The sequence below is a fragment of the Bacteroidota bacterium genome, assembly GCA_016720935.1.
GTDB lineage: Bacteria > Bacteroidota > Bacteroidia > AKYH767-A > 2013-40CM-41-45 > JADKJP01.
The window spans coordinates 638,928-653,641 of sequence record JADKJP010000007.1; the positions used below are offsets into that span (position 1 = coordinate 638,928).

Sequence of the window (14,714 nt, forward strand, 5' to 3'; positions counted from 1 at the left end):
AATATCAATAATTTTACTCAAACAGCTAAAACAATAATAAAATGAAAAAACAACTACAAAAAAAGGTTTATGCCTTCATCGTTACAGTATTGATGTTTTCTACACTTTCAAATGCACAGGTTGTTTATACAGATGTAAATCCGGATATGGTGCTTAGTTGCATCTTTCAAACCAATTGCTCGCCGGATTATTCACTTGACTTGAATAATGACGGGATCAGTGATTTTGTCTTGTCAGCAAGCAAAATGTTTGTAAATTGCGGTAGATGTGGTCCTACCGGGGGTCATACTATGGCCAATGGAAATTCAGCAGTGATAAGTTCAACTTCTAATTGTTGGATAGCTGATACCACCGGAGGATATGCTTTAAATACACTTATTAATTCCTCTTTGGCCTGGACGAATGCTATACATACTTTGGTTACAAAAAGTGTAAATTGTGAGTCTTGTTCACCATCTCCCGGTAGTCATCTTGTTTATTTACCCGAAACCGGTAACTGGATTAATGTTTCCGGAAACTACCTCCCTTTAAAAGTACAGGTGGGAACTGACTTTTTTTATGGATGGATTAAACTTGGAGTATTGATAGGCCAAAATACAGTTTCAATTACGATTTATGAATACGCTTACAATTCTATTCCCAACCAACCCATACTTGCCGGACAAACAACTGTCACAGGAATAATTGAAAACTCCCTTGCTTCATCAATAAATCTTTTTCCCAATCCTGTCACAAACCATCTCACCATTGCTTTGGGCAACAATACCAAAAAGGCCGATGTAACAATCGCAGACATTACCGGAAAAATAATTTATTCAACATCGGCAAGTGAAACACAAAAAATAGAAGTAAACACTAAAGATTTCCCAGCTGGAATTTATATTGTACAAATTCATTCAGGAGAATTTATTGGAACAAAAAAACTTGTCGTAGAAAAATAAAGTTTGCGAATATTTGAACGGCGTATCTTCATGTGCATAGTCGGGTGTTCGCACAACAGCGGGTTTAAGAAATTGGCGGTTCAGTGGTTAAATGAAGTTCAGTTTTCCAATGAAACATTTGTGACGGCAGACAGTTTAGTGCTCCGAAATCGCCAACTTCTTAAACCCACAAACCGTTATGGGCAATTCCATGTGTTAAACTTAACAAAGTTACTATATCACACAAAGCTGTATGTGTTGATAATCCAAAATTAATATCCCTTAAAACAAAACCTAAAATAATTCATCTTCAGCTTTCTGCTTTATCTGATTATAGTAACCTTACCCGAATACCGGTTCTGATCAACATCCGTAATGATATAGAAAAACTGTCCTGAAAAAGTACCTGGCAGATCAATGTGATAATAGTTGTCTGGCGTTAAATTTTTAGAAAAGATCATCTGTCCGAATGCATTATATAATTTTATTTCTTTTAATTTCCTTTCGACTGAACTAACTATAAGATAAGTTGATGAAGGATTCGGATAAACATCTAAGCCAATATTTACTTTTCTATCCTGCACAATATTTGTCATTACGTTATTATACCGTCTAACGCTGATTATTACTCCGACCGTATCTGTTCGGAGATTTGATGTGGTATAAAATGAATTTGCTTCGGCTATGATAGAAGATGGCTGGTTTTGATAACCCGGAATTGAATCTCTGAACAATATACCGCCAGTATAATCATAAATGGTGACCGGAGCCATATCGGTATTGGTGGCGGATGCAGACGCATATACTCGATTATTCAGGACTGACAAACCTGAGCCGCTAAAACCGATAATGGAATCTGTCCATTCGACATTACAATTCTGAAATTTCCGTACGCAATAATTTCCCGTTTGACCATTGAAGATGTCACCAATAACGAAGATATTATCATAATCGTCGACTACTAAATTTAAAACTCGGTTATTCCAGTCGGCCGGACTTAAGGTATCACGCCAGTCACATAAATAATTCCCGGCACTGTCCAGGCTGACCACATACCAATTAGCTGGAATGGTAATACCGGCAAGCGCAATATTACCGGTACTGCTTATTTTCATTATTGTAGAATAGGCAACATAGGGAACGGACACCTGATGAGTCCAGATAGGATTTCCGCTTGTGTCATACTCACATACGAACGTCTGCCCTACACCTGACAGGACAGAGTGCACGGTTAAAATCAAAACATTATTTCGCAATTCAAGATTGTCAATTTGTTCGGCCGCTGTCGGTCTGATTGTAATGTGCCTGATCCACTGGCAGTTTAACATCGAGTCGAATTTAATGATCACTCCATCGGATGCAAAATTGGGATAGTTGGATGTATCTGCCAATCCACCTGCATAAATATTTCCAAAACTATCGGCAGTGACTGCATTAATAGAATATCTTCCTCCTGGAACAGAATCGTAGTATAAATATCTATAGGTATACAATCCATCTGCCGAAATCTTCACAACGCATCCCTGTGTATTGGAGACTATGCCTTGCGAATTTCCACATGCATAAACATTATTGTTTGCATCGATGAATGAATTGGTATAATATAAATAGCTGTTGGAGGTGAAATTGATTTTCTTTTTCCAACGAAGAATACCGCTGCTGTCAAACTTCGAGACCTGAAGAGAGGGATAAGCATAATAACCTGAATAAATTATAGTATCCACCGCGCTGCAAATATCAATAATATTATGATCATGATCCACCAGTGATTTCAACTCACGGTCCATTTTGTGCTGATAATTAGTGTTGGTATAAAAAACACTGTCAGTGAATGAGGAATCATAATACACAACCTGATTACCGTTATGACCACAGCAAGCCTGCCACATGCCTGACATGTAGGAAGAATTACCATTCAAAGCGCCCACCGGATAGATAAAATCTAAAAAGCATTTTACCTGTTTGAGAGTACCCGATGAATCAAAGACCTGGAAACATGCTAAGTCGCGTGACCCGCCGATTGAATATCCAACATAAGCATCACCATTTACGCTGACATCAAAAGATCCTAAATAGTTACCAACATAATTATTCCAGTTAACTGTGCCGCTAGAATCGATCTTGTAGATGCGTGCATCATCTAATAAATATAAATGCCTGCCATTGCCATTCATGAATGTTGCGTTTGAAGTTGTAGAAATCGGAAGTTGCCAGGTTTCATTTAAACCAGGATCGAGTTTAAATACATATTCTGAATCGGGATTGCTCCAAATGATAGGGGCAAGTCCAATAACAAAATAAGTATTGTTCCATGCATCGATATATGATGTGATTCCACTGATGCAGGATGTTTTATAATTTGACACTGCGGTAAACGAGGTGTCATACAGAGTTATGGAAACAGAATCCCTGTTAGACGAACTGATTCCTACTTCGAGATTATTATCAGACCTCATCTTAAACGCAACGAGTCCATCATAATATTGGGCAAGGAAATTTTGCCAGGTAAGAGATCCATTTAAATATAATTTACCGCATTTGAGCTGAATACCTGGCAAAGCGGCATTATGATATGCATAATACAAAGAACCGTTAGAATCTGTCGTCAGAATAATTTCGAATCGTTTGGGATCATTTCCGTCCATAAAGGTTGGCTCCTTGTACGTCCACAATAAATTTCCCTGAAGATTGAATTTTACAATAAACAAATGAAGAGAATCGTCCATATTCTCAAATCCCGCGATAAAAGAATTCCCGTTCAAATCAACCGTCACTGCATAGGCGGCATTCCACCATAAAGGATTTGAATAGAATTCGGTCTGAAATGAAATTGAACCATCGGGGTTATATTTATTCAAAAAACTTTTCGAAGTGACAGATGTATCCTTCGCGCCCGTGAAATAAAAACAATTATTGGCATCTACAGCCGAAGCGTTTACTCTGAAATTAGAATTCTCCTTGTCCCCCATTAAAGTCCTTTCCCATTGTAAGGCAAATGGTTGAGCAGAAAGTTTAAAAAGGCCGAGAAACAGGATGAGTGATAAAACGACTTTTTGCTTTTGCATATTCCAAAGATAATGGTTTAATCGTCCGAAAATCGTTTTTGAAGATTTCTGTAACCTTGGAACATCACAACAACAAATTGAAGTTATCTTGCACAGGCCATAACATGCGCTTGGCGCAATGGCTTCCCTCCTGCTTTGGCGCACATAATTTATTGACAATTACAGCGTGCTAAAGAAATTTTTATCTTTGAAACGCGCCACTGGGCCAAGTGCCAAAGCGGTATCCTTCATGCTTAGAAAAACCTACTATTCTAAAACTCATTTCAAGAAATAAATATTAATTATGGACGAATTCATAGAGTATTTAAGATTTCCTGAAATTGAAAAAGCGAGAGAATACACTTCAGTACTTGAAAAACACAACATTCCCTTTTATCTTGATGATGTTTCAATGCGTTTTAAACTTGTTTCAAATAATAACCCTTGGGAAAATCAGTTTATACTGAAACTCAAAGAGTCTGATATTGAGCGTGCGGAAAAAGCGGTTAATGAAGAATTGGATAATGAAGTAAAACTGACCACCCAAGAACACTACATGTTTTCATTCGATGACAATGATATTTTAAATGTAATTGCTAACCAGAACGAATGGACAAGAGAAGAGGTTAAACTGGCAATGAAGATTGCTAACGAGAGAAAACTAGACTTATCTGCTCAATCAATCAGAAGCAATAAGATAGTTAAAGAGCAAACGTCACAACATCGGTCAACAATATATACCACTGCAAGCTGGTTTTGGGTAATAGGAGTCTTTACAATTGCAAATTCAGTTTTATCCGGAAAACATATTAGTTTTCATTTACCCGGGTTAATCATTACTGAAATTTTTGAAAACGTGTTTATAAATGTTTTTGGTGAAGGTAATAGATTTGGCTTTGTAGCGACCTTAATCATATCGGCTATATTCTTTCTATTTGCCAGATATGGACGGAGAAATAAATGGATATTTTTAACTGGACTTATAATTTATTCCTTTGATGCAATATTAGTATTTTCAAGTCCCAGATGGGGACAGCTAATATTTATCTTCATAGCATTGTGGAGTATGATTACTTCACTAGTGAATACTTTTAGGGACGGAGAAAAACAACTAGTGCAGAGAAGTACGAACGGATAACATCGCCTTACCGCCATGCGAAATTTTTGTATCTTCGAATAAACCACAAAAGGTCCAGCGGTAAGGCCTGGACGTTATGCTGCAAACTAAATAGCAAATAAATCAATACAAATAGAAACAAATTTTAAAAATAAAATATGGAACAATTTTCAAACAAATGGAATGAAAAATTAAGCAGGGCATTACCTACTTTATCCATGGTAGCCCCTTTATGCTGGTTTGTGGCAAGCATCGTTTATGTTATAGGTATAGGACGACTGCCGGGAGGGTTGTCAATTATAAGTTCTCATGAAGGATTTCTAATGACCTTAGGTTCGCCCTTTTTTATAGCCACATTTATTTTCTTAGGACAATCTGTAGCAAGGCAATTTCCTACGACCGGAATTGTAGTTACAGTACTCGGTTCGCTAGGTGTGACAACCTTGAGCGCCATTTCAGCCTTTAGGTTGTTTGCAACCTCATTTGTTAATTATGGCATTGATCCCGATACTATTCTTGGCGCATTTAATGCAGGTTCAAAATTTGACATTGCCTTTGCACTTTTACAAGTCTCAGGATTTTTGAGTTTTATTGTAAGTGGTGTGGCCTTTTTGCGTTCAACTACTATACCTAAATGGGTGGGCTTGTTATTAATTGCCAGCATTCCTCTTATGATAACAGGCCAGTTTTTCGAGTTTAAGAAAGAAATATTCTGGCCTCTTGCTACTTTAAGTTGGGTATTGGCAATATGGGGTCTTGCTAAATCGATGAAAACGAAACATTCATAAATGCAAATCCATTCTTTAGACTTTCCTTTATTGAATAAAGTCCGAATGCACAACATCAGCTTGGTAATATGGCGGCTGAACTGCTTCTATGAAACATTTGTGAAGGGTTCAACAGCTGGAATTCTATTGAGCTTTTGTACTAAAAATCTGCCAAGTCGCCATGCTGAAAATTGAAATGCCATCACTCATAAATTACAAACCTCACACGGAAATCATGTTGAAAACAATAAAAGATTTTACCTTCTAAAAAATGAACAGATTTCTCACCTATTTATTCTGGTCCTTACTTATAACACTTGCAGGACAGAGCTGTAAAAAAGAAGAAAACCAAACTTCCAGTTGTGCCTTTATCGAAGAGGTTCCACCCCGTTATATGTTTGCACCTGACTCTGTAAAGTCAGATTCTACAATTACAATTATAGTTTATTACAATAATCCAAAACACTGTCAACATTTCGATTCATTCAGTTCAGTTTCTGTTGACAGTACAGTAAACATTGCTTTACAAACTAAAATTGACACTTGCAATTGCACCGACGATTTCGATTTACAAATACCGGTTTTTCATTATAAGGCTCCAAGTTCTCCCGGACATTCAATCATTTCAATTCACGTAATTGACACATTGTACTATAGGGACACTATTGTTGTCTATTAACTTCATGGCTGTGTAAAAGAAAATTTAGCAAATTGAGCAAATTAATAGTATTAGGACGATACAACAACAACCAATGAACAAACTGAAATTTGTATCAACAATTTTCATATTGATAGGTTTGTTTGCTTGTGAACCACCAATTACTTTCAACGAACCACAACCTGCAGATACCGGTAATTTGTCTCACTTTCCGATTCGTTTACAAGGAGAATTTTTGAGCCTTGCAGACAATTCAATACTTTTAATTAGCGACAAGTTAATTCAAAGAGTTTATGACTATGACCATAAAATTCACCCAAGCCAACTTGATAACTCATCCTATCTCTCAGGTGACACCCTGATAGACCTGAATACAAACGAAAAGACTATAATAAAACATGACGGTGACAGTTTAATAACTCATGTCCATTATATTGACACCTTATTTCAAATGAACTACGACAATGTTGTCAGAAAGTTCAAAGGCTATTACTTTCTAAATACACGCTACGACAAGACAAGTTGGGAAGTGAAAAAAGCTCAGCTATCAAAAGGACAACTTATAATAAGTAGTATCTCAACAAAACTTGACATTGATAATTTAAAAGAAATAACAGAAATCCCAACCGATACTGTTCCGCCTTACAAGTTTTCAGCAACAAAAAAACAGTTTATAGAATTCAAAAAAAATAATGGGTTTAGAGATAGTGAAACATTTGTTAAACAATAGAAAAACGAATTATTACAACGAATTTGTAATAGGCAGGGGTTCACTCCGCCCAGACAATTGTGTAGTAAAAGAGTGGGCAGTATTCTAAATGAATTTTCATACCGATGAACAGAAGAATAATTGCGGAAATTAGAGCCTACAATAATTTGGCGGATTTGGGGTTAAATGAAGCTTTGTTCTTCATATCCAATATGAGGCAGTTTGACAATTTATTGTTTCGAAATCGCCAACTTATTCTAGACGATAACTGCTAAGTGCTAAAAATAAAACGAAATTCTAAAATTAGACCACATGAAACATTTGCTTTCGATTCTTTTTATTCTACTTGCCAACAATCTATCAGCTCAAACCAATGATTTCCCAAATGAAAGAAAAATTACCGTTAACGGCGTTGCTTCCGTTCAAATAGAGCCAAGTGAATACATCATTAGCATTAGAATTCAAGAATACTTTTACCATTCAAGTGAAGACAAAGGAGAAGCCAAAGTAGAATACACTATTGATGCATTAGAAGGGAAATTGAAAGATCTGATTTCATCACTCGGATTCAATCTTAAGAATCTTCATTTGGTTGAAATCAGCTCAAACTATAGTAATAGCTATGGAAATGAACGAAAACCATTAATTAGTGAAACATTTGAGTATAAACTGGACAATTTTTCAGATGTTGTCAGATTTCTTCAGAATGCAAGAATAAATAGCATTACATCTCTTCAAGTAAGAAGAAAGTATTCAATTAAGAAAGAGGAATTGAGAACACAATTATATAAATCTGCTTTAGAAGACGCCAAATCAACTGCTGACAAACTGTTATCAACTATAAACAAATCAACAGGAGATGTGCTTTTTATTAATGCATCAAACAATCAGATTCAGTATAATCTTGATGAAGAATATCAAAATAACTATAGTAGTGTGAGTACATTCAATCTTAATAATAACAAAACGATCTCAATGGGAGTTACCGTAATTTATGGAATAAAGTAAGTGTTTGTCAGTGCAAAAAACTCAAGTGGCACTTCCACTTAAGAAAATTGTATTCTTATGAAAATAATTCTTATTATACTTTTGATGCTTTCCATTCAAGCGCCAGGGCAAGACACAACAACAACTACAACAAAACACAAGTTCTTTATCGGTCTTAATTTATCACCAGACTATTGCGGACGAGTAATTACTCAAAATGGCAATACTCTTTCAAACGCCAATTGGTCCCGCGTCAAAGCCATGGAAGATTCAATCTTCAAACCGAAGTTTGGGCACTCATTAGGTATTACATTGGAATATCAGATTGGAAATCGACTGTACTTTGAATCGGGACTGCAATTTTCAAATAAAGGTTACAAGACTATTCCCATAATGACACTTTATGATCCTTTCAACCCGGATGGTAGTGTAACAGAAGCAACAAACATTATCAGCCACAATTACCTTGACTTACCTTTGAAAGTAAAACTATATTTTCTTAAAAATAAATTTCAACTACTGACGAGTGTTGGTGCGACACTAAATTATTTGTTACGAGTAAGTATTAAGACAATTCCAACTGTGGAGACTGAAGAATTCAAGGTAGTGACACATATTATTGACTACCCCTACAATAAAATAAATATCTCGCCAACAATAAGCTTTGGAGCCAAATACAATTTTAATGATAAAATGAATGTACAGGTAGCACCCACATTTCGATACGGACTTTTAAAACTTGATAACAAAGATTACAAGATTGAACATTTGTGGAGTGCAGGTATAAACATCAATCTCTATTACAAACTGTGACAGATACGAAAGAAGGGTTTTCCCTCGCATGACATGGCCTTGCTGTCAGGCAAGAAATTTATTACCTTGAACAAGCTAAATCCAGCCTCGCAGCATATTGTGGGGCCTTATAGGCTGCGTCAAACCACTGCTGGTCACGTAGAAATAGCAAATGGGAGATCAATTTAACCTATTATAAATAGCATGAAAAAACTACAATTCAAAGTAACCATTAACGCCCCTGTGAGCAGGATTTATGACCTTATGCTTGGCATCAGCAACAAATCAACTTACGAGCAATGGACAGCTTTGTTTAACCCGACATCAACCTATGAAGGGACCTGGATAAAGGGAACCAAGATGCTTTTTATTGGTGTAGATGAGAATGGAGAAAAGGGAGGTATGGTTTCAAGGATAGTTGATAACATTCCCAACCGCTTTGTTTCGATTCAACATTACGGTCTTTATAAAGCAAACAAGGAAATTACCGAAGGACCGGAAGTGGAAAAATGGGCTAATGGATATGAAAACTATTCCTTCGAAGAGAACAATGATTCAACGACTCTTACAGTTGACGTGGATGTCAATAATGACTTTTTGGATTACATGAACGAGACCTATCCTCAAGCTCTTGAAAAGCTGAAAGAACTTTGTGAAAAATAACAATTTCAGGAATATCAGAAAATTACAAAGAAATAAACAATGCCTATCACTCGAATTAGCAATATGGTGACTGAAGTGATTTCACGAAACATTTGTGAAAAGTTCCATATTAGGAATTCTATTGAATTGTAGTGCTAACAATCTACCACATCGCTATACCGAAAAACGTTACATGTAATTTCAAAAACTTCTCATGAACAATAAAAAGAAAATCGTAACCATTGACAATTATTTAGACACTCATTACATACACAGAAGCAATTGGTTAAGGGCCGCTGTTTTGGGAGCAAACGATGGAATAATATCTATTTCAAGTCTTGCGATAGGCGTTGCTGCCGCAAGCTCAACAAGGGAACCTATTGTTTTAGCAACAGTCGCCGGACTTGTTGCAGGAGCTTTATCTATGGCTGCTGGTGAATATGTTTCTGTAAGTTCACAAACAGACACAGAAAAATCAGACATTGAAAGAGAAACTCAGGAACTTAAAGAAATGCCGGAACAAGAGTTAAATATATTATCTCAAATTTTTGAGAAGAGAGGACTGAAAAAAGAAACAGCAATGCAAGTAGCCATTGAATTGACGGAGAAAGATTCCCTGGGTGCGCACATTAGAGAAGAATTGGGTATAAACGAAATTAGTCAGGCAAATCCCATACAAGCAGCAATTGCTTCAGGCGCTTCTTTTTCTGTTGGAGGAGTATTACCTCTTTTGGTAGTACTTTTTGCACCAATAAAAGGAATGGAATATTGGCTATATGGTTTCACAACATTTTTTTTAATTGTTTTAGGAACAACTGCAGCAAAAACAGGAGGTTCAAGTATAAAAAAAGCCATTTTACGCATTACTGTCTGGGGGACAATTGCAATGGGTTTGTCAGCACTAGTGGGCTATTTCTTTGGTATTAAAGTATAATCTATTTGACCGTTATAGAGAAACTGAAATAAAAACTACGCACAATGGCACATTTGCAAGAGGTGGACCTTTGTGCTCTGCAGATAGTTTTGTAGTTAAAGGGCAGTTCTCCACGTCAACATTTGTGGTGTGTAACCGGCTCATCACAAATCTGCAAACCGTTAATAGAAATTATAAGACAAAACATACTGACAACAAAAGAGCATGACGGGTTTTAAAATTACAACTGCGGAGAAACAAGAAATAAGATTTGAATTTTACATGGAGCTTGCTCCTGTAACATCAAAGGCCTTTGCTGACATTTTACCATTCACAAGAACCTTTCATCATGCAAGGGTTTCCGGACAAGAAATTTGGATAGACGATGTACCTCAACTTGACATTATTCAGGAAAACGCATCAGTATTCACTGAACCGGGCGAAGTTGTTTTTGGTCCAACAAAACCCATCAGGGCAAAAACGGCAAACTGTTTTGGAATTTATTATGGTGAGGGTAAAGGATTGGACGCTTGTAACATTTTCGCCAGGGTCGTAGATAGTGACAAACAAAAATTGATTGACCTTGGAAATAGTATTTGGAAAAACGGTTCACAAGTATTGACCCTTTCATTAGTAGACACAATTAAATAATCGAAATTGCAAGAGCTGTAAGAAATACGCGCAATACAGCACATACCCAAATGAATGGATCATGACACACAATAATCTTGACATTAAACTCCGGCCAACAGAAATTGCAGACCTCGACATCTTGTTTCAATTTCAAACGGACAAAGAAGGTGGATACCTGGCTGCATTTATGTCTAAAGATCCTACAGACAAGTCGGCTTACATTACTAAATACACAAAGTTGCTTGCTGACCCAACAATAAATAACCAAACTATCCTTCTTGACAATACTATTGTGGGTAGTGTCGCTAAGTTTGTCATGGAAGGTGATCCAGAAATAACCTACTGGATCGACAGAAAATATTGGGGACAAGGCATTGCGACAAAAGCATTATCCCAGCTTCTTGCTATAGAGACCAATAAGACCGATCTTTGGGCGGGTTGCATTTGACAATTTCGGTTCACAAAAGGTTTTAGAAAAATGTGGCTTTATCAAAATCGGCACCGACAGAGGTTTTGCAAATGCAAGGCAGGCGGAAATAGAAGAATTTATTTATAAGCTTGTCTGAGAAGGAGCAACAGTAAAAAAGTCAGGCACATAAAACCTACGGTCAAGCTACCAACCCATTCTTATGACCCCACTCACAAAATCCAGAATAGAATCCATTGATGTAGTACGGGGAATTGCCATGGTTATTATGGCACTGGACCATGTGAGAGATTTTTTCCATGCAGAAGCATTTACGGATGACCCTTTAAATTTAGCGACCACTACCCCACTTCTCTTCTTCACCAGATGGATCACTCATTTTTGTGCACCGATATTTGTATTTCTTTCCGGGACATCAATTTACCTTCAAAGCTTACGAAAAACAAAGAAAGAATTAAGTGCTTTCCTGGTAAAAAGAGGCTTGTGGTTAATTTTTGTTGAGTTCATAATTATTACATTCTCCTGGACTTTTAATCCCGCATACAGTTCCATTTTCCTGCAGGTGATATGGGCAATAGGCATCAGTATGGTTATTCTGGGCTTACTCATCCGTCTTCCCTATAAAATTATACTGTCACTTGGCTTGCTGATAGTCTTCGGCCATAATCTTCTGGATATACCCGAAGCTGCACCTGATTTCAAAACCGGATTTTGGTGGGACTTGATCCATCATGGCAATTGGTCTCCTTACGAATTACTGCCCAATCATACTTTCGTCATCATCTATCCATTCCTGGCCTGGACAGGAGTAATGATGCTGGGCTATTGCATGGGTATTTTCTATACGTCAAAATTTACTGCGGAGAACCGTCAAAAAACAATTTTCAGGATTGGCATTGGACTTATCCTGTTGTTTGTCATACTGCGTTTTATCAATATTTATGGCGCCCCTCATCCCTGGACAACACAAAAAAATAGTTTGTATACTTTTCTGTCCTTTCTTAAAATCCACAAATACCCTCCTTCCCTATTGTACCTGTGTATTACAATCGGACCCGCATTGTTATTGCTCTCAATGGTAGAAAGAATAAAAAATCATCTCACAAACATCCTGGTTGTTTTTGGACGCACAGCATTCTTCTATTATGTTATTCATTTTTTCCTCTTGCATTTACTTTTAGCTGCTTCATTTTATATACATGGCAATACTACTCAGCAGGCAATCGAGTCATTGCAAAAACTGCCATTCCTTTTTGCAATTCCCGGACAAGGATTCGGTTTGGCCGAAGTCTATGGCATTTGGGCAGGAGTAATTATAGCTTTGTATCCTTTGTGTAAATGGTACAATGAATATAAAACAAAGAACAAAGAAAAGTGGTGGTTGAGTTATTTATAATGTTAAAATTCTTATTGACACATTATTTACTCCATAGCCGGCCTTATTGCCGCAAATTTATTGTATCTTCGAATATATACGCATAACATTTGCCAGAATTCCTGACCTATGCAAGCATGCCTAAAGGTTACAAACATTTTTACAATTGGACTTTTGCTTTGCTTGCTTGCATGCGGAAAACCCCTACCATCCAAAATTGAATTTGACCACAAAGCATTTGAATTGCCATTAAGAGTTGATCAGGCTAAAGAAATATTCGGTCTTCAGTATGGCTATTATTCCGGCTTTTTCACCGGAAATGCAAATGATAAATCCATTGAAACACAGCTGGAAGGTTTTCCATTGTTTATGGGAAGTGACAATGACAAAGAAGAAAGTTATTATGGAAATTACTTTGCAGGTATTACTTTTTTTAAAGCAGACAATACACTTGAACAATTAAAAGCTGAATTGGAGAAACAATACAATAAAAAAATCAAGACAGAAACAATAGACTTTGGCGTGACAAGAACTCTCCCACCTTTCAGTATGACATATCACTATTTTAAAACAGAGGAAGGTCTGATTGTAGCGATAAAGGAAATTGTACGCAAACAATTCAACAAAAAATACACTTCAATTTCATTTTATAAAGGAATTTCTGAAAAGGAACTGGGAAAGTACCTGGAATATGTAAATTAATAGACAATGTTCACTAGCTGCAGAAACAGGAGAATGAAGTTTCCTCTTACAATATTGATAAGTATAATTTCATTCACAGGATGTTCTAATCAAACCTATAAGGTTGACGATTTCACCACTGAGAAACTTCTCTGGTACAAACCTTTTTCAAAAACAGATTCAGCTATTTATACTTCAGAAAAGGGGAAAAGGACACTATCATTTTCAACGCTCCCGAAACCGGTAGTGATTCGACACGAAACTTTGAACAGGGGTTTTCCAATACAAATTATTTGACAGTAGTGTACACTTTTTCCAAAGGAAGCTATCATCAGTCGGCAATGATGAGTGACGGCAAAAACCGCTATGACCATTGGTTCGTAAATAGCTACAAATCATCTGCCAGTTATGAAAGTCTTGAAATATCATTCATTGGAACTTTTTTTAGTGAAAATATTAAGAACATTCAGAAAAAAAATGACAGTACCTATTTTTTCGATAGTAATGTGGCCGACTACTCAGGAATGAATGTAGAAAAAGGAATCAAGAGCTTTACGTTCAATCCGGGAAAAGGAGTATCGGAATTTGTTGACGACAGAAATATTAAATGGAGTAAAAAATAAAATAGCGTACTCCAAAAAATTCATTTAACTGTAAAAAACGAATCGAACCCAAGGTTTTACCAAATCTCCTTCAGTATAGTTCCATTCAAAGGTTTCCTACTGAATTATGTAGCCTTTTTATAAAATGAGCCTTAGTCAAATTTATTTTTAAATTCGTAGTTTAATCCAATACTTTATAGCAAAAAGTCACAGAAACTCCTGACCGGCAAAAGTATTTTAACATTTAGATTCGGCTCTTGTTGTATTCAATAAATATATCTATAAGTATATATGAATTTTATAAAAAAACATTCTCCCCGGGCATTTTTAACAGTTCACCTTATTCTTTCTCTTGATCTTTTAACAACCCATTGCAATTTCGATATACTTCCATCGAAGGCAAATTGTGCATTCCCGTATTCCACCAACTTATTGAATATTCAAAGT

The 14,714-nt window shown here is 36.4% G+C and carries 14 protein-coding genes and 1 pseudogene; 14 read left to right on the forward strand and 1 reads right to left on the reverse strand.

Annotated features, from left to right (window positions below):
- The first annotated feature begins 41 nt into the window (after window positions 1–41).
- A complete protein-coding gene (locus IPP86_16840; GenBank protein MBL0140165.1) occupies window positions 42–941 on the forward strand; it encodes a T9SS type A sorting domain-containing protein in 900 nt (299 codons plus the stop codon).
- Window positions 942–1,243: 302 nt separating this feature from the next.
- Here the strand turns inward: IPP86_16840 and IPP86_16845 are convergent, their stop codons facing one another.
- Window positions 1,244–3,985 (reverse strand): T9SS type A sorting domain-containing protein, encoded by a 2,742-nt coding sequence (locus IPP86_16845; GenBank protein MBL0140166.1) that lies wholly within the window; start codon window positions 3,983–3,985, stop codon window positions 1,244–1,246.
- 283 nt (window positions 3,986–4,268) lie between these two features.
- Here IPP86_16845 and IPP86_16850 point away from each other — a divergent pair, with 283 nt between their 5' ends.
- From IPP86_16850 to IPP86_16910, 13 genes and pseudogenes are all read left to right on the forward strand, one after another.
- Window positions 4,269–5,102 carry a hypothetical protein gene (locus IPP86_16850; GenBank protein MBL0140167.1) on the forward strand — a complete coding sequence of 278 codons (834 nt, stop codon included), beginning with the start codon at window positions 4,269–4,271 and terminating at the stop codon, window positions 5,100–5,102.
- Window positions 5,103–5,239: 137 nt separating this feature from the next.
- Window positions 5,240–5,869 (forward strand): hypothetical protein, encoded by a 630-nt coding sequence (locus IPP86_16855; protein ID MBL0140168.1) that lies wholly within the window; start codon window positions 5,240–5,242, stop codon window positions 5,867–5,869.
- 250 nt (window positions 5,870–6,119) lie between these two features.
- Window positions 6,120–6,527 (forward strand): hypothetical protein, encoded by a 408-nt coding sequence (locus IPP86_16860; GenBank protein ID MBL0140169.1) that lies wholly within the window; start codon window positions 6,120–6,122, stop codon window positions 6,525–6,527.
- Between the two features lie 73 nt (window positions 6,528–6,600).
- The gene (locus IPP86_16865) at window positions 6,601–7,236 is read left to right on the forward strand and encodes a hypothetical protein (GenBank protein ID MBL0140170.1); all 636 of its coding nucleotides are present in this window, start codon (window positions 6,601–6,603) and stop codon (window positions 7,234–7,236) included.
- A 291-nt stretch (window positions 7,237–7,527) separates the two neighbouring features.
- Window positions 7,528–8,223 (forward strand): SIMPL domain-containing protein, encoded by a 696-nt coding sequence (locus IPP86_16870; GenBank protein ID MBL0140171.1) that lies wholly within the window; start codon window positions 7,528–7,530, stop codon window positions 8,221–8,223.
- A 57-nt stretch (window positions 8,224–8,280) separates the two neighbouring features.
- Window positions 8,281–9,015 (forward strand): PorT family protein, encoded by a 735-nt coding sequence (locus tag IPP86_16875; GenBank protein MBL0140172.1) that lies wholly within the window; start codon window positions 8,281–8,283, stop codon window positions 9,013–9,015.
- A gap of 183 nt (window positions 9,016–9,198) precedes the next feature.
- Complete coding sequence (locus IPP86_16880) at window positions 9,199–9,657, forward strand: SRPBCC domain-containing protein (GenBank protein ID MBL0140173.1); 459 nt, start codon at window positions 9,199–9,201, stop codon at window positions 9,655–9,657.
- A 193-nt stretch (window positions 9,658–9,850) separates the two neighbouring features.
- Window positions 9,851–10,570 carry a VIT family protein gene (locus tag IPP86_16885; protein ID MBL0140174.1) on the forward strand — a complete coding sequence of 240 codons (720 nt, stop codon included), beginning with the start codon at window positions 9,851–9,853 and terminating at the stop codon, window positions 10,568–10,570.
- A gap of 204 nt (window positions 10,571–10,774) precedes the next feature.
- Window positions 10,775–11,200 carry a DUF3830 family protein gene (locus IPP86_16890; protein MBL0140175.1) on the forward strand — a complete coding sequence of 142 codons (426 nt, stop codon included), beginning with the start codon at window positions 10,775–10,777 and terminating at the stop codon, window positions 11,198–11,200.
- Between the two features lie 61 nt (window positions 11,201–11,261).
- A pseudogene (locus IPP86_16895) lies at window positions 11,262–11,748 on the forward strand (GNAT family N-acetyltransferase).
- Between the two features lie 63 nt (window positions 11,749–11,811).
- Window positions 11,812–13,005: a DUF1624 domain-containing protein gene (locus tag IPP86_16900; protein MBL0140176.1), complete on the forward strand. Its 1,194-nt coding sequence runs from the start codon at window positions 11,812–11,814 to the stop codon at window positions 13,003–13,005.
- 108 nt (window positions 13,006–13,113) lie between these two features.
- Window positions 13,114–13,686: a hypothetical protein gene (locus IPP86_16905; protein ID MBL0140177.1), complete on the forward strand. Its 573-nt coding sequence runs from the start codon at window positions 13,114–13,116 to the stop codon at window positions 13,684–13,686.
- Window positions 13,687–13,958: 272 nt separating this feature from the next.
- Entirely contained in the window at window positions 13,959–14,288 is a 330-nt protein-coding gene (locus tag IPP86_16910; protein MBL0140178.1) for a hypothetical protein, read from the forward strand.
- Window positions 14,289–14,714: the final 426 nt, after the last annotated feature.